This window comes from Flavobacteriaceae bacterium HL-DH10, from assembly GCA_031826515.1.
GTDB classification, from domain to species: domain Bacteria; phylum Bacteroidota; class Bacteroidia; order Flavobacteriales; family Flavobacteriaceae; genus Thalassobellus; species Thalassobellus suaedae.
This window is the reverse complement of the sequence record CP134536.1, coordinates 4,076,607-4,098,478: the sequence shown is the minus strand read 5'-3', so window position 1 is coordinate 4,098,478 and position 21,872 is coordinate 4,076,607. Positions and strand designations below refer to the sequence as shown.

Sequence of the window (21,872 nt, the reverse complement as noted above, 5' to 3'; positions counted from 1 at the left end):
TATAAATTAGAGATTCTTAAAATGACTACTAAAAAGAAATTGACGCTTAAGTTTTATCAAAATCTTGGTAAGCTATTCTATGCCATAGCAGCAGCAGATAGGGATGTGAGAGCTGTAGAGTTTAATAAGTTAAAAGAATTAGTAAAAAAACATTGGTTAGATGTCGATATTATTGAAGATGATTTTAAAACAGATGCCGCTTACCAAATAGAAATAGTTTTTAATTGGTTGGATGAAGAAGAGCATTTAGACGCTAAAGGATGCTATAATACTTTTGTGAATTATAAAAATGAACAGCCCCATTTGTTTACAGAGGACATAAAAAAATTAATATTGAAAACAGCGTATGATATTGCGGCGTCGTTTTCAGGATTAAACAAATCGGAATTAATTATGTTGGCTAAGTTAGATTTAGAATTAAAAAAGAACAGGATTATGAATTATTATTTTTCCACTATTACAAAAGGGAGCTTTGAAACTATAGAAGCCAAAGTTATTGAGTTACTGAAAGATGAGGGCTTTGGTGTACTTACAGAAATAGACATACAGCAAACCTTAAAAAATAAGCTGGATGTTGATTTTAAAAAATATAAAATTTTAGGAGCTTGTAACCCTCCTTTTGCTTATAAAGCTTTACAAGTTGAGAACAAAATAGGCACCATGTTACCCTGCAATGTTATCATACAGGAATCTGGAGCAAATACTATTGAAGTATCTGCTATTAACCCTATGGTTTCTATGCAGGCTGTAAAAAATGATCAATTGCATGAAGTAGGCAAACTTGTAAGTGAAAAACTTGAAAATGTTATTAAAAACATTACTAATGAAAAATAATTTTAACAAAATAATAGCGTCTGAAAACCCCGTGTTAATAGATTTTTATGCGAATTGGTGTGGTCCTTGTAAAATGCTTGCACCCATTTTAAAAGAAGTTAAAGACGAACTTACAGATGCTATTAAAATAATAAAAATAGATATTGATAAAAATCAAACTTTAGCTGCTAAATACCAAGTTCGTGGTGTACCAACTATGCTACTTTTTAAAAATGGAAAGCAAGTATGGAGGCAATCTGGAGTACTTCAGAAAAATGACGTAATTTCTGTTATAAAACAATATCTGTAAATTTATTTCTCATGATGAATATCATTTTGTAATACAACGATCTACCGTATTTTAGAATATTAATATTAAATGTTTAGTCATGAAAAAAATACTAAAAAAAGTACTGGTTATCCTATTGTTAATTCCTTTTTTTTCATTTTCACAAACAGCAGAAGAACTTGATTTTGTTGCACCTTTTAGTGATGGTGTTGCCGCTATTAAGAAAGCTAATTCATGGGGATTTATAAATGATAAAGGTGCTATTGTTATAAATTTTAGAAACGATTTAGTTTTAACCCAATTTGGTGATAGCAATTATCCTATTTTTAAAAATAATAGATGTTTAATTTCTGAAAAAAAAGACGGTATCACATACTTTGGATATATAGATAAAACAGGCGAAACGGTAATAACTCCAAAATTTTTAAATGCTTCTAACTTTAAGAATAACGAAGCTATTGCATTAGAATTGATTAAAAATGAACTTGGGGAAAATGAGATATTAGGTAAAAATATAGTCTATTATAGATATTTCAATGTTACCATAGATAGTGATGGGAATATTAAAAATTATTTAAATCCTAAAGGAGTTAATATTGTTTTAGATAAAAAATATCTTCGTAAACCACCTAAAATTACATCTAAAAAGATTTATGATAATATTTATGCCGTTTTAAATGAAAATAAGAAATGGACCATAGTTACAACTAATAACTAGAATTATATTAAATGAAAGCAAACCTTAAATTAGGCAGTATTTCTGGCGTTAAAATTATAGTGCATTGGACCTTTTTTTTCTTAATTGCTTGGATTGTTTTTAGCGAATTGAAACGAGGTGGATCAACCAATAGCATTTTGTTTAATATAACTTTAATTTTAGCTGTGTTTGCATGTGTGGTATTGCATGAATTAGGACACGCGTTAACTGCCAAGTTTTTTGGTGTGAAGACAAAAGATATTACGCTACTTCCAATAGGTGGAATGGCAAGTTTAGAACGTATTCCAGAATCACCCAAACAAGAATTTTTAATAACAATAGCAGGTCCTTTGGTAAATGTTATTATAGCATTGTTACTCTATTTTATAGTGCCTGTACAAGATTTTATATATTTAAATTTAACAGAAACGCTCGAAACTTTAGGAGGTTTTTCACTGCAAAACTTTCTGTTTTCTTTATTTATAGTAAATGTTGGGCTAGTAATTTTTAACATGATACCAGCTTTTCCAATGGATGGAGGACGTGTTTTAAGAGCTTTATTAGCTATAAAAATGAATCGTGTAAAAGCCACTCAGGTAGCTTCAAACATAGGACAGTCTATAGCTGTATTATTTTTGTTAATAGGTTTACTATATAATCCTTTTCTTGTATTTATTGCACTATTTATTTTTTTAGGAGCTTATGGAGAAAATAAAATGGTACAACATCTGGCATTACTCAAAGCACATAATGTTGAAGATGCTATGTTGCTAGACATAACTGTTTTTAAACCTGAAGACCCTTTAGATATGGTTGTAAATAAATTAATTTCAGGTACCGAAAATAATTTTGTTGTTGTTAAAAATAGTCGTGTACAAGGGGTTTTGTATCATCAAGATATTATAAATAACTCCAATAAAAATGTATTGGTTAAAGATGTTATGAATACAGACTTTAAAACGGTAAACAGTAATGATAATCTTGAAGACATATACATTTTAATTTATAATGAGAAGCATCCATTTTTTCCCGTTATAGACCATGAAAATCTTGTTGGTGTTATTGATGCAACTAACCTAAATGAATATGTTTTATTACAAGCAAAATTAGCCTATTAATTATGAGGTTATTCCATGCTTCTTTCAAATTACTATCCTGTTCTGAAAAGAGTAGGGTGTAATATTATTGTTTAGACACTTTAAATGATTTATATCATTTTTTTTGTTCTATAATGATGTTAACTTTCTAATTAAATTGTAATCTGATGGCTTATATAGATTATTATAAAATATTGGGGATTTCAAAAAATGCTTCAGAGAATGATATCAAAAAAGCATATCGGAAATTAGCTAGAAAGTATCATCCAGATTTGAATCCAAATGATGTTGCTGCCGAAAAGAAATTCAAAGAAATTAACGAAGCCAATGAGGTGTTAAGCAATCCTGAAAACCGAAAAAAGTACGACCAATATGGTGAGCATTGGCAACATGCCGAGGAATACGAAAAGGCAAAACAACAAGAACAACATCAAAGAAGTTATCAGGGTACATATGGAGGTTATTCTGAAGAAGATTTTTCAGATATTTTTGGTAATATGTTCGGTGGTGCCTCGTCACGTGGTGGAGGTAGGCAAATAAAATTTAGAGGTCAGGATTTTAATGCAGAGCTTCAACTAGACTTAAAAGATGTCTATTCTACACATAAACGTACGTTAACTGTTAATAATAAAAATATTAGAATTACTATTCCTGCTGGTGTAGAAAACGGGCAAGTCATTAAAATAAAAGGACACGGTGGCAAAGGTATAAATGGAGGGCCAAATGGGGATTTGTATATTAAATTTTCAATTTCAAATCATTCAAAGTTCAAAAGAGATAAAGAGAACCTGTATGCAACGGTAGATTTAGATTTATATATGGCACTATTAGGAGGTGAACTCATGGTTGATACCTTTAATGGTAAAGTAAAACTTAATATAAAACCAGAAACTCAACCCGGAACAAAAGTAAAACTAAAAGGGAAAGGATTTCCTAAGTATAAAAAACAAGGGGAATTTGGAGACTTGTTTATAACCTATCAAATTATATTGCCTACAAAGCTTTCTAATAAAGAGAAAGAATTAATTAAACAGTTACAAAACCTACGTTCATAATGGAAACAAGAGATTTAATACCAATAGAAGTAGTTTGCGAACATTATAAACTTCCTGTTGCCTTTATAAACTCGTTGCAAGAATTTGAACTGATAGAATTAACTGTAAAAAAAGATGTTTTTTTTATTCATAAAACACAAATAAAAGAAGTTGAAAAAATAGCGCGATTGCATTATGATTTAGAAATAAATATTGAAGGTATTGATGCTATTTTTAATTTATTAGAACAGGTAAATTCTTTAAAGAAAGAAATTTCAAATTTACACAACAGGTTACGATTGTATGAAGATTTGTAATTAACTTAAAATGGAACAATTAAAAAATTGGATTATTGAAAACCCAACTATATTTAGTGTTGTTAAATATATTTTACTGGTTGTTTTTGTTCTTATTTTAATTCAATTAATAAGGCGTTTATTAAGAAAAAAAGTAACTGATACCGTAGCGCGTTATAAATCTCAAAAAAGTATAGAAATTATAGGGTATGTTATTTTAATATTTTTATCCTTTTCGTATTTTACTGGTAATATTAAAGATTTCACCCTTGCTATTGGAATATTTACAGCTGGTATTGCTTTTACGCTTCAAGAACTTATTTTAAGCATCGCAGGATCATTATACATATTTATTGTTAAAGTATATAAACCCGGAGACAGGATTGAAATTAATGGCATTAAAGGCGATGTTATTGATGTGGATAGTATTTATACCACCATGATGGAAATAGGGCAATGGGTAAGCAGCGATAATTATAGTGGCCGTATTGTGAAACTGAGTAATGCGTTTGTATTTAAAGGGCCTATATATAACTATTCTCAAAATTTTCCATTTATATGGGATGAATTTAATTTACCCATCAAATATGGATCGGATGTTGAGTTAACGAAATCTATTGTTATAAAAATTGCTTCAGAAACACTTTCAGAATATACTTCAAAGTCTAAAGCTCAATGGAAAGAAGTCGTAAACAAATATTACATTGAAGATGCCATAGTAGATCCAACACTTGCTATTACATTAACCGATAATTGGATTCAATTTAACTTAAGATATATAGTAGATTACAAAAAAAGACGCCACACTAAACATATTTTAAACGATAAAATTCATAAAGAACTTGAAAAAACAAAAGGCAAAGTAACTTTGGCTTCTACAACTTTAGAACTTATTGAAATACCCGAAATAAAAGTAAATTTAAATAAAAATGACTCACTATAATTATTTAAGGTTATAATGAGTCACTAGTTCAAAAAATTAATAAACAATTTCAAGCTCATTCTCAACTTTGTAAACACCTGGCGCAAAATATGCCGCTTTTCTGGCGTCTTCTTTTTCAGCGAGTGAATGTACTTTTCCACTTAATTTCACAGTATGACCATCAACAGTTACTTTCACATTTTTTGCATCAATATCTGCAGAACGTTCAAATGCCTTAGTAATCCTATTCTTAATATCTGTGGGTTCTACGGGTTGCTTAATATCAATATTGTTTGATACAAATTTTACTCCTGCCAATTTTTCGACAGCTTTTTTAGCGGCCTGTTTTTGATAATCCCACATAACAGTTCCTGTTAAATATACCCAGCCATCATCAACTTTTATACTGATTTTATTTTCAGGTACAGAAGTATTCCATTTTAATGCATCTGCCGAAGCTTTAGCAATTTCTGTATCTGTTTTTTGGCTGCTTGTACCAAATTTTACTTCAATATCTTCAGCTACCGCTCTAACACCAAAAACACTTTTTACAGCTTTTTCTGCGGTAACTTTTTTTGAATAACTATCAACAGTACCTGTTAAAGTTACCACACCATTATCTACTAACACCCCAATTTGGGTTTCGTCAATGTTAGGTTGCCATGCTAATTCATCTAGCACATCTTCTTTAATTTTTGAATCTGTTCTCATGATTTAATAAATTTTAATTAATATTCTGATTAACAGTTAAATGTATTATGGATACCTAAAACGTGAAATGATATATATCAGACCAGAAGTAGTTTTTCTTTTTTTGGGAACATTTTAATAACAAGAGGTATGTCATTTCAATTTATTTAGATTAAAATTTAAAAAAAGACAAGTTTTAAGCTGATATTCCTCATTTTTTCTATGCCTTACTCGTTGTATTTTTATATAAATACAGAAAAAGTGTATGCTTACATTTAAAAACTTCAATATAGCCGATTGGTTTTCATTTTATAGAATATTAGCTGCCCCGCTTTTATTAGCTTTAATTTGGTTCGATTTGCGCACGGTTTTTACTTGGTTATTATTAATTAGTTATATTACAGATGCTTTTGATGGTTACTTAGCAAGAAAGTTGAAAATAACAAGCCCTAGAGGTTCTCAATTAGATTCGTTTGGTGACCAAGTAACACTAATTGTTGGATTAATTGGTTTGTTTTATTTTGAAACGGATTTTATTAAAACAAACCTTGTTTTAATACTAATTGCATTTATTCCATATATTATTCAAATGTTATTTGCTTATTTAAAATATGGCAAGGCAACCGCATTTCATACATATTTAGCAAAACTTTCAGCTGTATTTCAAAGCTTATTTATTTTATGGTCGTTATTTTTTAATCCAGAATATATTTTGTTTTACGCTATGATTATTATTGGTTTATTAGAAACTTTTGAAGAAATCACCCTTATTTTTATTTACGATAAGTGGGTCGCAGATGTCAAAGGAATTTATTGGGCTATTCGAGATAAACGAAGATTAAAAAAGAAGAAATAATAAGGCACCTATAATCTTATGCGTAGTTATTCGATTTTTACTATTTTGCTTTTATGTTTAGCAATATTATTGGTAGATGTTATAACATTTTATTGGTTGCAATCTATTACCATTTTACTAACTTCAACTTTTATAAAACAACTAATTATTGTGCTTTTTTGGATATTTACTGTTGGTTTAATAACAGCTATAATAATACTTAAGATTAAACTAGATGATATAAACCCAAGACGCAAGCACATGCTAATTTCATCACTATACGGACTTACCGTTTCGTCTTTTATTCCTAAAATATTATTTGTAATTATTATATCTATACTATTCTTTACCAACTATGTTTTTTTAGAAAAAGAATCCATTTTAATAATTCCACTTATTGGCTTGTTTTCTGGATTTCTTCCATTTTTCATTATAGTATATGCTATTTTTAAAGCCGTTTATCATTTTAAAATTCATCATCATAAAATAAGTTTTAGCCATTTTCCAAAATCGTTTAATGGATTAAAAATTGTACAAATATCCGATTTACATTTGGGGAGTTTTAATTACCAATATAAAACGTTAGATCGCGCCGTAAAATTGATAAATAATTTAAAACCAGACCTTATTTTTTTTACTGGAGATTTGGTTAATAACTATGCTTGGGAATTAAGAGGATGGAATAAAGTTTTTGTGAATTTAAATGCTAAAATTGATAAATATGCTGTTTTAGGAAATCACGATTATGGAGATTATAGTGAATGGAAAAGTGAAACCGAGAAGTTGAAAAATTTTAATGCTATAGAAAAATTTTATCAAAATACAGGCTTTAAATTATTACGAAACACATCAGATACTATTAAAAATAATAATGAAAAAATTTCTATTCTTGGTGTAGAGAACTGGGGTACTCCACCTTTTAAGCAATATGGAGATTTACAAATGGCCTTATCATCTTCCCAAAATGTTGCTTTTAAGATTTTGTTAAGTCACGACCCAAGTCATTGGCAGGAAGAAGTAGTTGATAAAACAGATATTGCGCTTACCTTGTCTGGTCATACACATGGTATGCAAGCAGGGATAAATATCGGAAAAAAACAGTGGAGTCCGATAAAATATAAGTTCAAACATTGGGCTGGATTATATAAGCAAAAACAACAATATTTATATGTTAATAGAGGGTTGGGTTGGTTAGGGTTTCCAGGTAGATTAGGGATGCGTCCAGAAATTACTTTTTTTCAACTTAGATGTAATGCCTCTGATTCTAATTAATTTAAACTGATAAAAATCATTTCATATATCATTGCTATTAAATAGTTTAGATAAAATGTTAATTATTTTTAATAATACTATTTAACAATAAAAACAGCATGCTTTTTTATGTTATCTAGTTAAATCCTTAATCTCTTATAGTAATGATTGTTAAACTCGGAAAATCTAAATGTAGATTACTACTAAGTAATAATTATATAGGTCATTTGGCATATATTTATAAAAATAGACCGTATGTGTTACCTATCACGTATTATTATGATGATAGTACTAATGCTTTATTATTTTATTCTGGTAAGGGGCATAAAATAAATGCTTTACGAATTGAAAATAATGTATCAATGGAAGTTACTGATATTGATTCTGCTAAAACTTGGAAATCGGTATTAGTACAAGGTGTTTATCGCGAATTTGAAGGGAGTACCGCTAAGATTAACTTACATAAGTTTTCTGAAGGAGTAAAAGAAGTTATTAGAAAAACAGAAGGGAAAAGTTTAAAATATTTAAGTGAATTTTCTAGTAAAGCATATAAAGGAGACTCACCAATTGTTTTTAAAATTGATATTGAAGAATTAACAGGGAGAGAAAGACAAATGGCATAGATTAATGATTTAGTTGTTTTTTTTCTAATTTTTTCTGTTTTCGTTCTAGTTTTCTAAAATAGCCGCGTGTTAAAAAATTATGTTTAAAAGCTTCCATATTCTGGTTAAATTTATCGGTGCCTTCATTAATATTTTGAATAGATTGTTCTAGAGTTTTTACAAATTCTTCATCATTAAAAAGAAAATCAACAGTTCCTTTTCCATTTTTAAAATTGGTAATAGTTTCATTCATATTATTAATTACCTGCTTAATATCTTCAGTGGATGTTTCTAGGTTGGTAAGTATTATTTTAACCTTTTGAGCCTCAATAGAATCGTTAAGTAATGCACCAGCAACACTTTCGTTAAAGTTTACGGTATTAATAATTGAATTAAGCGCTCTCATAGATTTATTGGCTTCTATACTCATTATTCGTAATTGATTAACAGTTTGTTTTAAATTATTAGAGACTATGGTGTCATTTATTAACATCCCGAAAGTACCTTTACTATCTGCCATGGCATCTGCTATGTTAAGTAGTTTAGCTGTTAATAAAGCTGCGTTTTCATTAGTCACATTTAAAGTGTTAAGCATTTCTCCTGTACCAATTTTTGTGTAAGATTTAATAATATCTCCAGACGAAATAATATCTGTATCTCCCTTTCCTGGAATAATATTTACGATCATATTACCAACTAAACCATCTGTTCCAATAGTAGCAATGGCGTCTTTTTTTATATGTTTCACCATTTTTTCTTCAATAACCATATTCACATTTATTGTAGAATCGTTTATCATAGAAATGGCTTTTACGGTACCCACATTTATACCAGAATAACGCACATTATTTCCATTCAACAAGCCATTAACATTGTTAAAATTGGCACTAATAGTAAATGTTTTTACAAACATGTTTTGGCGGTTACCAATTAAATATACTGCGACCATAAATAATATTAATCCAATAATAACTAAGATGCCTAATTTTATTTTTTCGTTAGTTGTTTTTTTCATCTGTATATTTTTTATTGTTTTCAATTATCAGATGTAATTTCATTTTCAACATTTTGTTGCTATCAAATTACCTGCTATATCTCATTTCATCATGACTAAGTTTTATTTAAAAAATGCTTTTACTTTTTCATCTTTAGATGCCTTTAATTCTGAAAAAGTGCCTTCAGCATAATTAATTCCATCTACTAACAAAATCATACGTTCAGATACTACGCGAGCACAATCTACATCATGGGTTATTATAAGTGATGAAGTTTTATATTGACGCTGTACACTTCGCATAAGTTCAATAATTTCTTTAGCGGTTATAGGGTCTAATCCACTTGTTGGCTCATCATATAAAATTATTTTTGGTTTAAGTATTAATGACCTTGCTAATGCAACACGTCTTTGCATGCCACCAGATAGTTCTGCAGGCATTAAATCTATAGCATCAACTAACCCAACACTTTTTAGTGCTTCTATAACCAATTGTGTGGTATCTGTAATATTTCCAAATTTATGCTTGTGTCGTCTTAACGGGAACTCTAAATTCTCTCTTACCGTCATAGAATCATATAATGCGCTTCCTTGAAATAAAAAGCCTATTTCGGTACGTAATTCATCTAAATCTTTACGGTTTAATATACTTATATTTTTTCCCATTATTTTTATACTACCAGAATCTGGTTGTAATAAACCGACTAAGCATTTTATCATAACCGACTTGCCTGAACCCGATTTTCCCATTATAACAAGGTTTTCACCTTCAAAAAGTTCTAAATTGAATCCGTTTAAAACATGGTTTTCACCAAACTTTTTTTTAAATCTTTAATTTCTAGAACCACCTTTTTTGTTTTTAAGTTTTTTTGATGTTCTTGTATGTTTTGTTTGAGATTCATCGTTTAAATTTCAAAAAATATATCAGTTACAAATACCGCAATAAAGTCAATTATGAATAGTAACATAGATGAAAATACCACAGCAGAATTTGCTGATATACCCACGCCAACAGTTCCCTTTTCACAGTAATACCCTTTAAAACATCCAACAAGACCGATAGCAAATCCAAAGAAATACGTTTTAATAATAGCAGGAATAATATCTCCAAACTGTAGCGAATTAAATACCTTGTTAAAATATAATAGAAAGGACACTTCGCCTTTTGTGTTTTCAATAATATAAGAGCCATAAAGAGCTATTGCATCTCCTAAAATAACCAAAATGGGGAGCATAAGTGTCGCAGCTAAAATTCGCGTAACTACCAAATATTTAAAAGGATTCGTGCCAGAAACTTCCATGGCATCAATTTGCTCTGTTACTCGCATAGAGCCTAATTCGGCACCAATTCCAGAGGCTATTCTTCCAGCAAAGGTTAAGGCTATTATTACGGGGCCAATTTCTCTAATAATAGAAATACTAACCATCGAAGGCATCCAGGATTCAGCTCCAAATTCTTCTAATGTAGGTCGGGTTTGAAGGGTTATAACTAAACCTATAATTAAACTTGTAACACCAACTAACAAAACAGATTTATTTCCTATGCTATAACATTGCCTTAGTAACTCTTTAAATTCGAAAGGTTTTTTAAAAAGTTCTACAAAGAACCGATGAGCAAAATAAGTAAGTTCACCAATTTCTATGAAGAAAGACTTTATTTTGATTAATTTTAGCATAAAGCAAATATTATATCATTTAAATTTATAACAACACAGCTAAATATAAAATGATTAAAATCAGTCTAGTACTGATGCCTGTTTTAGTAAATATCATTTGGTTTTCTCTAATTTTAAGATTATTATTTCCACGAGGTATTATCGGTTTTTCTTCAACTGATATTCCTCATTTTCTATTAAAGTGGATATGGTTATATTTATTATTATACATAAAACAGTATTATGAAAAATAAATTTTTCATATCTATTTTAATTATTATTGGATGCTTTTCTTTCAATACGTGTAGTTCAGATATTGATATTGGTGATTCTCTAGATGGAATATTCCATTTTAATTGGCCTTATTGTTACCGAGTATTAAACAATACTACAGAAGCTCCTATTTATAATGCAAAAACAACGGCGAAATATTTAGATGAGAAAGATGAAAAACTAGAATTAATACTTTTTACAAATTCAGAAGGGTACTCATGTCATAATTGGATAGACTTTTATTATGTCGAAATTTCTGCAGATGGTTTTGAAACTATAATTTTCGAAAATGGTAAAATTCCATATACAGTTAGGCTTATACCACTTTGATATTGTTTAGCATCTTTTCAACCAAGCCTAGTTAACTGATTTTTATGAATTATAAAATTTAAAGAAAACACTTCATTATCATTAACAAATAAGAAGAATCCACTTTTAATAAAAGCTTAAGAAAACTGATGGGTATCATTTAGTGTTATAAGTTTTACTCATATATTTAATATCATTAAAACTAAATAATCATGAAAAATACACAGGATATTCAATTTGTAGATAAAGTTATAGGAGCGCTCAGAAAATCGGCAGTAGAGTTAGAAGAATTTCAAGTAAAAGCTGCTTTAGGAAAGGCAGAAGCTCATGACAAATATGAAGAGGTTAAAAAGAAATTTAATCTATTTATACACGATAGCGAGTTTAAAATTAAAGGTATTAAAGAAAAAATAGAAGAACTTAATACAAAGTTTGACGAACTTCGTGTACAATTAGCTTTGGGGAAAGCAGAAACTAAAGAGGTCTTTAAAAAACAAAAAAAACAATTACTTTCAATATTACATGATATTGAAGTAAAAATTAAAACGAATGAAACTTTAAATAGAATGTATGCGTTAACCTTAATTGAAATAGAACAATTTAAAATTCAATTAGAGATTTTAGAACAAAAGTTTAGTAAAGATAAAAGCGAAGCTAAAGATACATTTGAAAAAGGAAAAAAAGATTTCAATTCCTTTATTGATAGGTTTAAGGGTAAATATGGAAAGAAAAAAGAAGAAACAAAGCTAGAGCATTTTCAAAATGAAATTTCTGAAGCTTTTGATCATTTTAAAAAAGCATTTGTAAAGCCTTAAGCATATTAATATTCATAATAGGCTTTCTAAAAAAGACTAATTTTATGGTATATTGAGCTTGTAGACATAAATCTATTTATGCATAACCAAGAATAGGTTTCAACAAGATTAAGTTTATAACTAGAAGATTAGTGTTTTTTAGAAGGTCTATTTTTATTAAAAAAACTTTAGTAAAATAAAGAGTTTGTTGATGCCAGGGATCTTAGACGTAAAGTGTCGAGGGGTTTTTGATTAATAATCATAATCACCTTTTCTTATATTAGAAAAAACACTAAACCCTAAAATGATTGCAAAAATAAAACTTAAAATTCCTAATACAGAAAAGCCTTTCCAAAGCGGATGTATTTCAAAAACGATAAATAATATAGCACCAAATATTAAGGCTACCATGATAAAAGTTGTAATAAGTTGTTTTGTAACTCTTTGGATGGTATGTACCATAGGGTCTATACCTTTATGTGTTAAATCGACCTTTACCTTTCCAGAATTTATTTTACGAATGGCATTTTTTAAGTCTGATGGGAAATCTTCCATGTAATCTGTAAGTTCTACAATAGCATTTACAACTTTCTTACCTATTTTTATAGGATTATATTTTTTTGTTACACTTGCTTTTAGATATGGCTTTGCAATTTCGAACTGTTCCAAGTTAGCATCTAGTTTACTAATAACACCTTCAATAGTAACTAAAGATCTAGCAAAAAGAAAAAAATAAGTTGGTACTTTTAAACCATGAGCAATGATAATATCTTTTAGTTCTAATAGAATTGTGCTCATTTCGTTTTCATGAATATCTCTTACATAATATTTTTCTACAAACTCATTAATATCAAACTCCAAGTCTCTCATATTAGGAATAGAAGCATTATTAGATAGCTGTTGTAATGTTTTAATTATATTTTTAACATCCCTATTTGTAATAGCCACGAATAATTTACCGAAAATTGAAACATCTCTAGGAAGCATGCTCCCCATCATACCAAAATCCAGATAACAGATATGGCTATTTGGCAACACTAATAAGTTTCCAGGATGTGGATCCGCATGGAAAAAGCCATATTCGAAAATTTGTTTAAAATAGCTAATCGTAAGACGTTTAGCAATGACTTTAGTGTCTATGTTTTGGGCTTTTAATTCGTCTATTTGATTGATTTTAATCCCTGAGATAAACTCCATAGCTAGAACTTTTGAAGTTGTAAAATCAGAATAAACTAATGGGGCTTCAGCATATTGTTCTAAAGAGTTATCATTTTGCAGATTATTATAAAATCTTTGGATATTAATAGATTCATTAATAAAATCAATTTCTTTTAAAATAGATTCTTCAAAATGTTTAACAAGTCCGATAGGGTCAAAACTTTTAATAGAAGGTATTTTGTTTTCTAAAACACGGGCAATTTTATACATAGCCTTAATATCTTCTTCAATAACTTCAAGAATACCTCTTCGTTGAATTTTTAAAGCAACACGCTTGCCAGAATGTAAAGTTACCTTATGTACTTGAGCTATGGAGGCAGAAGCAAAGGGGGTTGGCTCAAACCAAGCAAATAAGTTTTCTACGGTATCTTTTAATTCTGTTTCTACAACTTGTTTGGCGGCACCTTTGGACATTGGTGGTACATTGTCATGAAGTTTTTCTAATTCAAAAGTTAATTCAAAAGGCACTAAATCTGGTCTGTTACTTAAAATTTGTCCGAATTTCACAAATGTAGGCCCTAATTCTTCACATATCAATCTCATTTTTGCCCATTTAGTATGATTTGTAGCATGCTTTTTTAAGGCTTTAGGAATAAATTTTCGTATAAATGTATATTGATTATGCTCCTCAAGATATTCTACTAAATCCTCAAAGCCATATTTAATTAAAACTTTCAGTATTTGGTTGTACCTAGAAATAGATCTAAAATTTTTACCAATGCCTGCTATAATTCCCATTGTATATTATGCTTCCATTTTATTTAGTTTTGCTTCTAACAAAGCAACAGTAGCGTCAAGTTTTTTTAGTTTTTCGTTTAGAGCTTTAATTTCGTCTAAATGAGCCACATTTATTTTTTTGTAGAATTTAACCACCAATTCTTCAATTTTTTCATTAAGCTCTTCTTTTAATTCATGAGTTTTTAAAATTATTTTGTCTACAAATTCTAACTCGTTGCCGTTCTCGTCTAATTGAGATTCAGACATGGTTTTATTTAGAGTCTCTTTTCCTTTTTCTGAAAACTCATTTATTTTATTTAAAAATTGAGTATCTTTTGCCAAATAATAAATGCTAGAACTTAGCGTAAGTAGCTCTAAAATCGTTTTTGTTTTCATAACTTATTGTGTTTAACTTAAACTATACTAAATATATTGACAAATAATATGGTTCAAAATGATATTAATCATTTTGGGTCATGTACTAATGGTTTAATTTTAAAGTAGATTAAAGCATTAATTCTATTCTGATGAAAACCAATTCGATAAAAACAATAATGACTAAAGATGTAATTAGCGTCGCTCCAGAGCAATCTCTTTTAGATGTTAAGCATATTTACGAAAAAGAAAAATTTCACCACCATATTCCAGTTGTAGAAAACGGGAAATTGGTTGGTATAATTAGTCTTATAGATTTTATGTATAATATTAAAGGAGCTGGAATTAATGATGATAATGAAATTTATAAAACGCTAAGGGTGAAAGATATTATGAGTCAAAAACCATTTTGTTTACCTACTACTGCTACGATAGAAGATGCTGCCAAACTTTTGGCAAAAGGGCATTATCATGCCATTCCTATTCTTGAAAATAAAAGCATTGTTGGTATTGTTTCGACTGCAGATATCATTAAATTTTTCTTAAATAAAACCCCATAGTGTTTAGGTAGTTATAATGAACAATCTTTTTTAAAATTTCCTATTAACATTTTGCAAAATTGATAGTTATCATTTCTGTGTTTTTTTTTCAAATGTATCTTTAAATAGATCTTTATTAATATATATAATAAACACATTATGAAGACTACTTTATATATGCAAAACTTAAAAAGTGGAGGAGGAGAAGCAACCATTATAAATAAGCTTTCTGCTCTTAAAGGTATTTCTAATATAACTATTAAATTTCAATATGCTACCGTTACTTTTGAACATGAAAATAAAAAAGATGTTGAACGCGTAAAGCAAATGCTATCAAAAATCGGGTATCCATCTTTTGGTAAAAAAAATGCTATACATAAAAAAACAAAGTCGTATTGAGTAGTGTTATTGGTGAAGTTAAAAAATAATTATAAAAATTAACAAGATGTTATCTAAATTTAAACAATTACTTTTTTTTGGATTAATCTTGTTAGCTGCAATAACATTTTACAGCTCTAATAAGAATGATAACTTAAAGAAACCCTCTAATATTATAGTCCAAAGTTCTTTAATTAAATATATTAGTATTGTTGTTGATAAACCAATTACAATTGAGCATTATTTTCAGTTTTTAGATTCTATTGTAAATAAATATGATTCTGTAACATCTTATAAATTAAGTGAACATCTTTTAGTAAGAGCTAATTCTTGGATTATTGATACCCTGAAAAATACAGATTATTATATTATGAAAGCACGTGATTCTTTTATATATAATCAAAAAAAAATGATAGTTATACCTAAAGGCACTTATATAACTATTCCTGATTCTACAACGGCAATAAAACTTCTTAATTCATTTAAAAAAACGACTATAGACATTAATATACCTGAGTTTAAACTTCGTATTTACGAAGATTCAATAAAACTTTATGAATTCCCAATTCGAGTTGGGAGGAATGAAAAGAAATACCTTAAGATGGCAGGCAGAGTCTTAGATTTAAAAACTAAAACGGGTAGTGGTTTTATAGTAAGGCACGTTCGAAACCCAAGTTATTATAATCCTGTTAATGGCCATCGATATTTTGTAACAAAAAGAGATGACGGAAAACTAACTAAGCTACCTCAAATTCCTTTTATAGAAACTGAAATAAACGGTATAAGACATGGGCAATTAATTCATCCAACAACCAACCCTGAGACTTTAAATAAGGCTTATTCCAATGGTTGTATAGGAACAAAAGAGGAAGATGCTTGGGTTGTTTATTATTATGCTCCAATAGGTACTAAAATTCAAATTAGATATGATTTAAATGGTACAGATACTAAAGATAAAAGTCTTCTGTTAAAAGATATCTATAACTTAAAATAAAAACAGATAGTAGTTAATGTTTCTTATATAAGGAGAGATTCTATTATGAATTATAAGGTTATTATTATAGCCTTTTTTATTAATCTATATAGATTCGTTAGTATATATTGCAAGCCTATTTGGAAAGGGGGAATACTATATAGATTATCCTGAAACAAAAAACAGATTTCTTTATGGGCGTTTGATACAGTAATTTTAGTATTTAACATCCAGATTTATGAAATGTAAATATTACATTTATTAACCAAATTGAAATGGTTTTGTTATATTTAACCTCTATTCTTAATAATCAATTTTTTTAATATTATTGATCAAATGCAATATTTAATTCAAATTAAATAAGATTTGTTTTTTAAATAAATTATATGAAGAAGTTATATTTTTACTTACCTTTTTTTGTTTTATATTTTGGTTATTCTCAGGGGGATGAGAAACAACTTAATTCAATTGATGAAGAACTTTCATTTTACCTATTAGATACAGAGTTAGGCTTGTCAAATAATTATGTAAACAATATAGTTCAGGATTCTCTTGGATTTATCTGGATTGGAACGCCAGAAGGTTTAAACAGGTATGATGGAACTAAATTTACGGTCTATAAAAAAGGTGACCTTAGAGAAAATCAAAATTTAAGCAACAATTTTATTCGTCAGTTAAGTTTAATAAATAAAGGTAAGCTAGTCATAGCTACTGATGAAGGACTAAACATCTACGATCCAAGAAAGGAAACTTTTGAAATTTTAAATGAACAAAATGGCTTAATTGGCAATAATATTAGTTGCTTTGAATTTGGAGCCCAAAGTGAATTTATTGTCGGTATTTATGATAGAGGAATTCAAATTATCGATAATAATAACAAATCAACAATATATTCATATAGTCCAGATAATATCTCTTCACTTTCTTCTAATAAAATAACCTGTATGGCGCGACAGGCAGATTCTTTATTATGGGTTGGTACCAAAGAAAATGGGTTGAATAAAATAAACTTTAAAACAAAAAAAGTTACTCGTATTTTACTTAACAAGAATAGCGATGTATCTTCATTACAGGTAGATGCACTTTATATAGGTAAAGAAGGTAATTTATGGGTTGGTTCTAATGAAGGAGTGCATGTGCTTACTCATAAGGGAAATATACTACGGTTAAAAAAATCACTAATTGAAGGAAATGGATTAAGTGATAATAATGTGCTCTGTTTTGAGGAAGACAATTTAGGGAAATTATGGATTGGCACCAGAAATGGAGGTTTGAATATTATAAATAAATCGGAGTTTTTAGGGCAAGAATCAAATTTTTCAGTAAAATGGCTTTTGCCAACAGATGATGGTTCTAGTATTTTTAACAGAACCGTGTCGGCTTTAAGAAGGGATAGGGATGGTAATATGTGGATTGGAACAAGTACGGGATTAAATTTTGTAAATCCTAATGGTGAACCAGTCAGATTATTAAAAAAAAACATTCACGCGTACATAGCCTGAGCCATAACAGGATAGCGGCTTTAGCTGAAAGTTTTGAAGGTGAAATTTGGATAGGAACAGATGGTGCAGGTTTAGATTTGTTTAATCCAAAGACAGAGCAAGTCAAGCATTATAGATATGATCCTAACAAATTAACCAGTATAAGTAATGATTATATTATATCCTTATGTGAAGATAGTAAAAAAAGACTTTGGGTAGGAACTTACCAAGGGGGCTTAAACAAAATGAACCCAGAAACAGGTTATTGTACCCATTATTTACAAGGTAGCATTGAAGAAGGTAGCGATGTTCGAGTGATTTTTGAAGATAGTAAAAGCCAAATATGGGTAGGGACAAACAGGGGAGGTTTGTTTATGTATAAAGATAAATTAGATCAATTTGAATTTATAAGTTCTTTAGGTAAAATAGATATTAGAGATATTACTGAAGATGATAATGGTTTATTGTGGTTGGCAACTTATGGGAACGGTATTTTGAGGTACAATCCTTATAATGAAGAATTAGTTTTATATACGACAACAAATACAAAAGGTTTAAAAAGTGACAACATTCTGAGTGTTTTAGCTCTTTCAACGGGAGATATATTGGCTGGAACGGAAAATGAAGGACTAATTAGATTAAAGCCAGCAGAAGAATTAGCATTGAATTTCTTAGAAAATAACGGATTAAGTAACAATACAGTTTGTAATATTGTTATGGGGAATGAAAATAATGTTTGGCTGGGAACCTATAATGGGATTAGTAATTATAATGCTTTAACTAATAAATTATACAATTTAAACACTTATACCAATATTCAACAAGGCATTTTTAGATCTGGTTTAATTTCAAAGTCTGGAATAGTATATTTAGGAGGCGATAAAGGACTTAATATTTTTAATCCAGATAATCTGCAAAGAAAAAAAGAAAGGCATCCAATAGTTTTTCGAAAATTAGAAGTATTAGGCAAACAAGTTCAAGTTTCAGAAAGCAATGAAAATGGAATTTTAGATCAATCTATTCTATACGAAGATCAATTTTCTATAGATCATGATCACACTTTTTTCTCTATTGATTATGCCGCTTTAAAATATCCCTTTGTAAAAAATGTTATTTATTCATATCGTATAGATGGCTATAATGACAACTGGATTAATACCAATCAAGCTGGGAAGGTCAATTTAATAAACATGCCGCATGGTAATTACATCTTAAATATAAAGGCTAAATTTGGATCTGGAGATGAGGTTATGAAGAAAATAGGTTTTAAAATTAATCCTCCCTTATGGCAAACATCTTTAGCCTATATATTTTATTTGTTATTTTTAGTGTCCCTTATTTATGGTTTTATGCGTTATTATTCTGAACGTATTAAGTTAATAAACTCTTTGTTATTTGAAAAAAAACAACGTCAATTAGAGTATAATTTTAGCGAGGAAAGAATCCGGTTTTTTACAAGTTTTTCTCATGAATTAAAAACACCATTAACTCTAATTCTAGCACCATTAGAAGATTTGGTTTCTGAAGTTAAATTAATAAAGCACAAAAATAGCTTAAAACTCATTCAGAAAAATGCTAAGATATTATTGCAATCTATAAATAAGCTCTTGGAATTTAGAAAATCTAATTTAGGTTTAAGTAAATTAAGGATTGAAGAACACAATCTTACAGATTGTTTAGAGCAATGGGTTCATAACTATTTTCCTTTGGCAAAAACAAGAGATATAGCATTAAGCTATGATTTTCCTGAAGAAAGTTTATTGACCTGGTTTGATTTAGAAAAAATGCATATTATTTTCAATAACCTTTTATCCAATGCATTTAAATATACAGAGGACAAAGGAGAAATACACGTATCACTTAGTTATGATGAGGAAAGTTTTGAAATAAAAGTAAAAGATACAGGCTATGGTATTGCCCAAAATGAATTAAAACATGTATTTGAAAGGTTTTATCAATCTAATTCGGTAAAAAGTAAAGATGGAATAGGAATCGGTTTAGCATTGTCTAAAAATTTTGTAGAATTGCATATGGGGTCTATTCATATTGAAAGTGAATTAGATAAAGGAAGTGTTTTTTCAATTGTTATTCCTAGAGACAAATCATTATTTATAGATGCAGTTTTAGACAACAAAGACTCAAGAAAGGAGAGTGAAATTGTGAATTTAGAAGAATGGATTACTTCACCTGAATTAAAATCTTCAGAAAATAAATCTTCAAATATAAATTTAAATCAAAATAAGGAACTTATTTTATTAATTGATGATAACCCCGATATTCTTAATTATTTGGATGGGCTTTTGGAAGGTAAATACGACCTTATTTATGCCAATAATGGAGAAGAGGGTGTAGAAAAGGCATTACGTTATGTGCCCGATTTAATTGTTTCAGATGTAATGATGCCTAAGTTAAATGGTATAGAACTTTGTAACGTTTTAAAAGAAAAGATTGAAACAACCCACATACCAATAATATTGCTAACAGCCAAAGCAAATATTGAAAGTGTACAAGAAGGTTATATACATGGAGCCGACGATTATATCGTAAAACCATTTAGTAGTCAGATTCTACAAACAAGAATTCGAAATTTATTGGACAGTAGAAAACAACTCCGTAATTATTTCTTAAATAAAGAAGAAATAAAACCAGAGAATATTAATGATAATTCCTCCACATTATTAGAACAAGAAAAAGGGTTTTTAAATCAATTAGAACAAGTTATACTAGAACATTTAGATGAGGAAAAAATGGATGTTTGGGTTGTTGCTCAAAGCATAGGAATGAGTAGAACATCTCTCTTTCGTAAAATTAAAGCGATTACAGGATTGAATATTAATCAATATATAAGAAAGGTGAAATTGGATAAGGCTGCAGAGTTAATTAAGAGTGGAAATTATACTATTGCCCAAGCATCTTACGAGGTTGGTTTTAAAAATGTCAAGTATTTTAGAAAACTGTTTAAAGAACAGTTTGATCAAGTGCCTTCTGAATTAATTCGTGATAAGAACCTATAATCTAATTTAATAAAGAACCATAAAATTTTATTAGACCATTAGTTTATTTAACAAACTTTAGCAGTTGTTATTTTCTAAATAGTCGTTAATAGGTTCTATATTAAATACCTATATTAATGCATGGACATATTGTATCCTTTTTTTTGCTGATTTATACCCTTATTAATAGATATGTTTTACTGAAATTTGTATAGTTGTTATTATTAAATGTAAAGTTTTACGTTAAGAAAAACTCTTTAAGACACCTTAAAGAGTTTTTTATTAAAAAGGAGATTTGTTTAACGCATAGTTTATTTTTTATTTCAAAGAGGAGTTTTGAGTTAACTTAAAAACTGATTTTTTTTGAATTTAAAATATATATCTGCCTCATAGTAAGGTCTTAGCAATATAGTTTGGGCATATTACGCCTTTTTATTGGTCGATTTATACCCTATTATTGGTCAATTTATACCCTATTCAAATTAAAGAAATAGATCATATTTGTTTAAAATCTGTAAGTGTGCTTGTAACACTTTTAAAAATACATAAAACTATATGTTTACCATTTTTTAGATTTTTAGTGAAGTTTAACCTGAAATTGATAATAACAAAACGAAGTATAATACTTTTTAAAATTATTTAATATT

22 protein-coding genes and 1 pseudogene are annotated in these 21,872 nt (G+C 28.7%); 17 read left to right on the top strand and 6 right to left on the bottom strand.

The annotated features are described in order from the left end of the window. The first annotated feature begins 435 nt into the window (after nucleotides 1–435). The 7 genes from RHP49_17355 (at nucleotide 436) to RHP49_17325 (ending at nucleotide 5,169) form a co-directional block, all read left to right on the top strand. Nucleotides 436–834 (top strand): DUF302 domain-containing protein, encoded by a 399-nt coding sequence (locus tag RHP49_17355; GenBank protein WNH14443.1) that lies wholly within the window; start codon nucleotides 436–438, stop codon nucleotides 832–834. Beyond that, a complete protein-coding gene (gene trxA, locus RHP49_17350) occupies nucleotides 824–1,123 on the top strand; it encodes a thioredoxin (protein WNH12641.1) in 300 nt (99 codons plus the stop codon). The genes RHP49_17355 and trxA overlap by 11 nt, the downstream gene beginning before the upstream one ends. A gap of 79 nt (nucleotides 1,124–1,202) precedes the next feature. Next, complete coding sequence (locus RHP49_17345; protein WNH12640.1) at nucleotides 1,203–1,820, top strand: WG repeat-containing protein; 618 nt, start codon at nucleotides 1,203–1,205, stop codon at nucleotides 1,818–1,820. Between the two features lie 11 nt (nucleotides 1,821–1,831). Beyond that, entirely contained in the window at nucleotides 1,832–2,917 is a 1,086-nt protein-coding gene (locus tag RHP49_17340) for a site-2 protease family protein (GenBank protein WNH12639.1), read from the top strand. A 146-nt stretch (nucleotides 2,918–3,063) separates the two neighbouring features. Then, nucleotides 3,064–3,951 (top strand): J domain-containing protein, encoded by an 888-nt coding sequence (locus RHP49_17335; GenBank protein ID WNH12638.1) that lies wholly within the window; start codon nucleotides 3,064–3,066, stop codon nucleotides 3,949–3,951. Continuing rightward, nucleotides 3,951–4,247, top strand: coding sequence for a chaperone modulator CbpM (locus RHP49_17330; protein WNH12637.1), 297 nt, complete (start codon nucleotides 3,951–3,953; stop codon nucleotides 4,245–4,247). The genes RHP49_17335 and RHP49_17330 overlap by 1 nt, the downstream gene beginning before the upstream one ends. Before the next feature lie 10 nt (nucleotides 4,248–4,257). Then, nucleotides 4,258–5,169, top strand: a complete 912-nt coding sequence (locus RHP49_17325; GenBank protein WNH12636.1) for a mechanosensitive ion channel family protein — start codon at nucleotides 4,258–4,260, stop codon at nucleotides 5,167–5,169. Nucleotides 5,170–5,205: 36 nt separating this feature from the next. Here RHP49_17325 and RHP49_17320 read toward each other — a convergent pair whose 3' ends face one another. Further along, a complete protein-coding gene (locus RHP49_17320) occupies nucleotides 5,206–5,859 on the bottom strand; it encodes a BON domain-containing protein (GenBank protein WNH12635.1) in 654 nt (217 codons plus the stop codon). Nucleotides 5,860–6,103: 244 nt separating this feature from the next. On the opposite strand from RHP49_17320, the gene RHP49_17315 reads away from it, so the two are divergent. From RHP49_17315 to RHP49_17305, 3 genes are all read left to right on the top strand, one after another. Continuing rightward, on the top strand, nucleotides 6,104–6,694 hold the full coding sequence (locus RHP49_17315; GenBank protein ID WNH12634.1) for a CDP-alcohol phosphatidyltransferase family protein: 591 nt from the start codon (nucleotides 6,104–6,106) through the stop codon (nucleotides 6,692–6,694). Nucleotides 6,695–6,712: 18 nt separating this feature from the next. Next, nucleotides 6,713–7,945 carry a metallophosphoesterase gene (locus tag RHP49_17310; GenBank protein WNH12633.1) on the top strand — a complete coding sequence of 411 codons (1,233 nt, stop codon included), beginning with the start codon at nucleotides 6,713–6,715 and terminating at the stop codon, nucleotides 7,943–7,945. 143 nt (nucleotides 7,946–8,088) lie between these two features. Further along, complete coding sequence (locus tag RHP49_17305) at nucleotides 8,089–8,547, top strand: pyridoxamine 5'-phosphate oxidase family protein (GenBank protein WNH12632.1); 459 nt, start codon at nucleotides 8,089–8,091, stop codon at nucleotides 8,545–8,547. Nucleotide 8,548: 1 nt separating this feature from the next. On the opposite strand, the gene RHP49_17300 is transcribed toward RHP49_17305, so the two are convergent. The 3 genes and pseudogenes from RHP49_17300 to RHP49_17290 all read right to left on the bottom strand — a co-directional run bounded on the left by RHP49_17300 (nucleotide 8,549) and on the right by RHP49_17290 (nucleotide 11,196). After that, nucleotides 8,549–9,541 (bottom strand): MlaD family protein, encoded by a 993-nt coding sequence (locus tag RHP49_17300; GenBank protein ID WNH12631.1) that lies wholly within the window; start codon nucleotides 9,539–9,541, stop codon nucleotides 8,549–8,551. Nucleotides 9,542–9,643: 102 nt separating this feature from the next. Continuing rightward, a pseudogene (locus RHP49_17295) lies at nucleotides 9,644–10,422 on the bottom strand (ATP-binding cassette domain-containing protein). Between the two features lie 3 nt (nucleotides 10,423–10,425). Then, on the bottom strand, nucleotides 10,426–11,196 hold the full coding sequence (locus RHP49_17290) for an ABC transporter permease (protein WNH12630.1): 771 nt from the start codon (nucleotides 11,194–11,196) through the stop codon (nucleotides 10,426–10,428). A 222-nt stretch (nucleotides 11,197–11,418) separates the two neighbouring features. Here RHP49_17290 and RHP49_17285 point away from each other — a divergent pair, with 222 nt between their 5' ends. Further along, complete coding sequence (locus tag RHP49_17285; protein ID WNH12629.1) at nucleotides 11,419–11,778, top strand: hypothetical protein; 360 nt, start codon at nucleotides 11,419–11,421, stop codon at nucleotides 11,776–11,778. Between the two features lie 191 nt (nucleotides 11,779–11,969). Continuing rightward, the gene (locus tag RHP49_17280; protein WNH12628.1) at nucleotides 11,970–12,572 is read left to right on the top strand and encodes a hypothetical protein; all 603 of its coding nucleotides are present in this window, start codon (nucleotides 11,970–11,972) and stop codon (nucleotides 12,570–12,572) included. 231 nt (nucleotides 12,573–12,803) lie between these two features. Here the strand turns inward: RHP49_17280 and RHP49_17275 are convergent, their stop codons facing one another. Then, nucleotides 12,804–14,507 carry an AarF/ABC1/UbiB kinase family protein gene (locus RHP49_17275; protein WNH12627.1) on the bottom strand — a complete coding sequence of 568 codons (1,704 nt, stop codon included), beginning with the start codon at nucleotides 14,505–14,507 and terminating at the stop codon, nucleotides 12,804–12,806. Between the two features lie 6 nt (nucleotides 14,508–14,513). Then, nucleotides 14,514–14,882: a hypothetical protein gene (locus RHP49_17270; protein ID WNH12626.1), complete on the bottom strand. Its 369-nt coding sequence runs from the start codon at nucleotides 14,880–14,882 to the stop codon at nucleotides 14,514–14,516. Between the two features lie 131 nt (nucleotides 14,883–15,013). On the opposite strand from RHP49_17270, the gene RHP49_17265 reads away from it, so the two are divergent. The 5 genes from RHP49_17265 to RHP49_17245 all read left to right on the top strand — a co-directional run bounded on the left by RHP49_17265 (nucleotide 15,014) and on the right by RHP49_17245 (nucleotide 21,246). Continuing rightward, nucleotides 15,014–15,421, top strand: coding sequence for a CBS domain-containing protein (locus RHP49_17265; protein ID WNH12625.1), 408 nt, complete (start codon nucleotides 15,014–15,016; stop codon nucleotides 15,419–15,421). A 138-nt stretch (nucleotides 15,422–15,559) separates the two neighbouring features. After that, nucleotides 15,560–15,799, top strand: coding sequence for a heavy metal-associated domain-containing protein (locus RHP49_17260; GenBank protein ID WNH12624.1), 240 nt, complete (start codon nucleotides 15,560–15,562; stop codon nucleotides 15,797–15,799). Nucleotides 15,800–15,845: 46 nt separating this feature from the next. Further along, complete coding sequence (locus tag RHP49_17255; protein ID WNH12623.1) at nucleotides 15,846–16,772, top strand: L,D-transpeptidase; 927 nt, start codon at nucleotides 15,846–15,848, stop codon at nucleotides 16,770–16,772. Nucleotides 16,773–17,137: 365 nt separating this feature from the next. After that, on the top strand, nucleotides 17,138–18,253 hold the full coding sequence (locus RHP49_17250) for a two-component regulator propeller domain-containing protein (protein WNH12622.1): 1,116 nt from the start codon (nucleotides 17,138–17,140) through the stop codon (nucleotides 18,251–18,253). Nucleotides 18,254–18,330: 77 nt separating this feature from the next. Continuing rightward, complete coding sequence (locus tag RHP49_17245) at nucleotides 18,331–21,246, top strand: ATP-binding protein (GenBank protein ID WNH12621.1); 2,916 nt, start codon at nucleotides 18,331–18,333, stop codon at nucleotides 21,244–21,246. The last annotated feature ends 626 nt before the right edge of the window (nucleotides 21,247–21,872 follow it).

Excerpts from the sequence above, each read along its gene's own strand:
- RHP49_17345 (WNH12640.1), top strand. The coding sequence starts at position 1,203 with ATGAAAAAAATACTAAAAAAAGTACTGGTTATCCTATTGTTAATTCCT.
- RHP49_17285 (WNH12629.1), top strand. The coding sequence starts at position 11,419 with ATGAAAAATAAATTTTTCATATCTATTTTAATTATTATTGGATGCTTT.
- RHP49_17325 (WNH12636.1), top strand. The coding sequence starts at position 4,258 with ATGGAACAATTAAAAAATTGGATTATTGAAAACCCAACTATATTTAGT.
- RHP49_17260 (WNH12624.1), top strand. The coding sequence starts at position 15,560 with ATGAAGACTACTTTATATATGCAAAACTTAAAAAGTGGAGGAGGAGAA.
- trxA (WNH12641.1), top strand. The coding sequence starts at position 824 with ATGAAAAATAATTTTAACAAAATAATAGCGTCTGAAAACCCCGTGTTA.
- RHP49_17300 (WNH12631.1), bottom strand. The coding sequence starts at position 9,541 with ATGAAAAAAACAACTAACGAAAAAATAAAATTAGGCATCTTAGTTATT.
- RHP49_17320 (WNH12635.1), bottom strand. The coding sequence starts at position 5,859 with ATGAGAACAGATTCAAAAATTAAAGAAGATGTGCTAGATGAATTAGCA.
- RHP49_17270 (WNH12626.1), bottom strand. The coding sequence starts at position 14,882 with ATGAAAACAAAAACGATTTTAGAGCTACTTACGCTAAGTTCTAGCATT.
- RHP49_17280 (WNH12628.1), top strand. The coding sequence starts at position 11,970 with ATGAAAAATACACAGGATATTCAATTTGTAGATAAAGTTATAGGAGCG.
- RHP49_17330 (WNH12637.1), top strand. The coding sequence starts at position 3,951 with ATGGAAACAAGAGATTTAATACCAATAGAAGTAGTTTGCGAACATTAT.
- RHP49_17310 (WNH12633.1), top strand. The coding sequence starts at position 6,713 with ATGCGTAGTTATTCGATTTTTACTATTTTGCTTTTATGTTTAGCAATA.
- RHP49_17255 (WNH12623.1), top strand. The coding sequence starts at position 15,846 with ATGTTATCTAAATTTAAACAATTACTTTTTTTTGGATTAATCTTGTTA.
- RHP49_17355 (WNH14443.1), top strand. The coding sequence starts at position 436 with ATGAATTATTATTTTTCCACTATTACAAAAGGGAGCTTTGAAACTATA.
- RHP49_17315 (WNH12634.1), top strand. The coding sequence starts at position 6,104 with ATGCTTACATTTAAAAACTTCAATATAGCCGATTGGTTTTCATTTTAT.
- RHP49_17340 (WNH12639.1), top strand. The coding sequence starts at position 1,832 with ATGAAAGCAAACCTTAAATTAGGCAGTATTTCTGGCGTTAAAATTATA.
- RHP49_17335 (WNH12638.1), top strand. The coding sequence starts at position 3,064 with ATGGCTTATATAGATTATTATAAAATATTGGGGATTTCAAAAAATGCT.
- RHP49_17275 (WNH12627.1), bottom strand. The coding sequence starts at position 14,507 with ATGGGAATTATAGCAGGCATTGGTAAAAATTTTAGATCTATTTCTAGG.
- RHP49_17305 (WNH12632.1), top strand. The coding sequence starts at position 8,089 with ATGATTGTTAAACTCGGAAAATCTAAATGTAGATTACTACTAAGTAAT.
- RHP49_17250 (WNH12622.1), top strand. The coding sequence starts at position 17,138 with ATGAAGAAGTTATATTTTTACTTACCTTTTTTTGTTTTATATTTTGGT.
- RHP49_17290 (WNH12630.1), bottom strand. The coding sequence starts at position 11,196 with ATGCTAAAATTAATCAAAATAAAGTCTTTCTTCATAGAAATTGGTGAA.
- RHP49_17265 (WNH12625.1), top strand. The coding sequence starts at position 15,014 with ATGAAAACCAATTCGATAAAAACAATAATGACTAAAGATGTAATTAGC.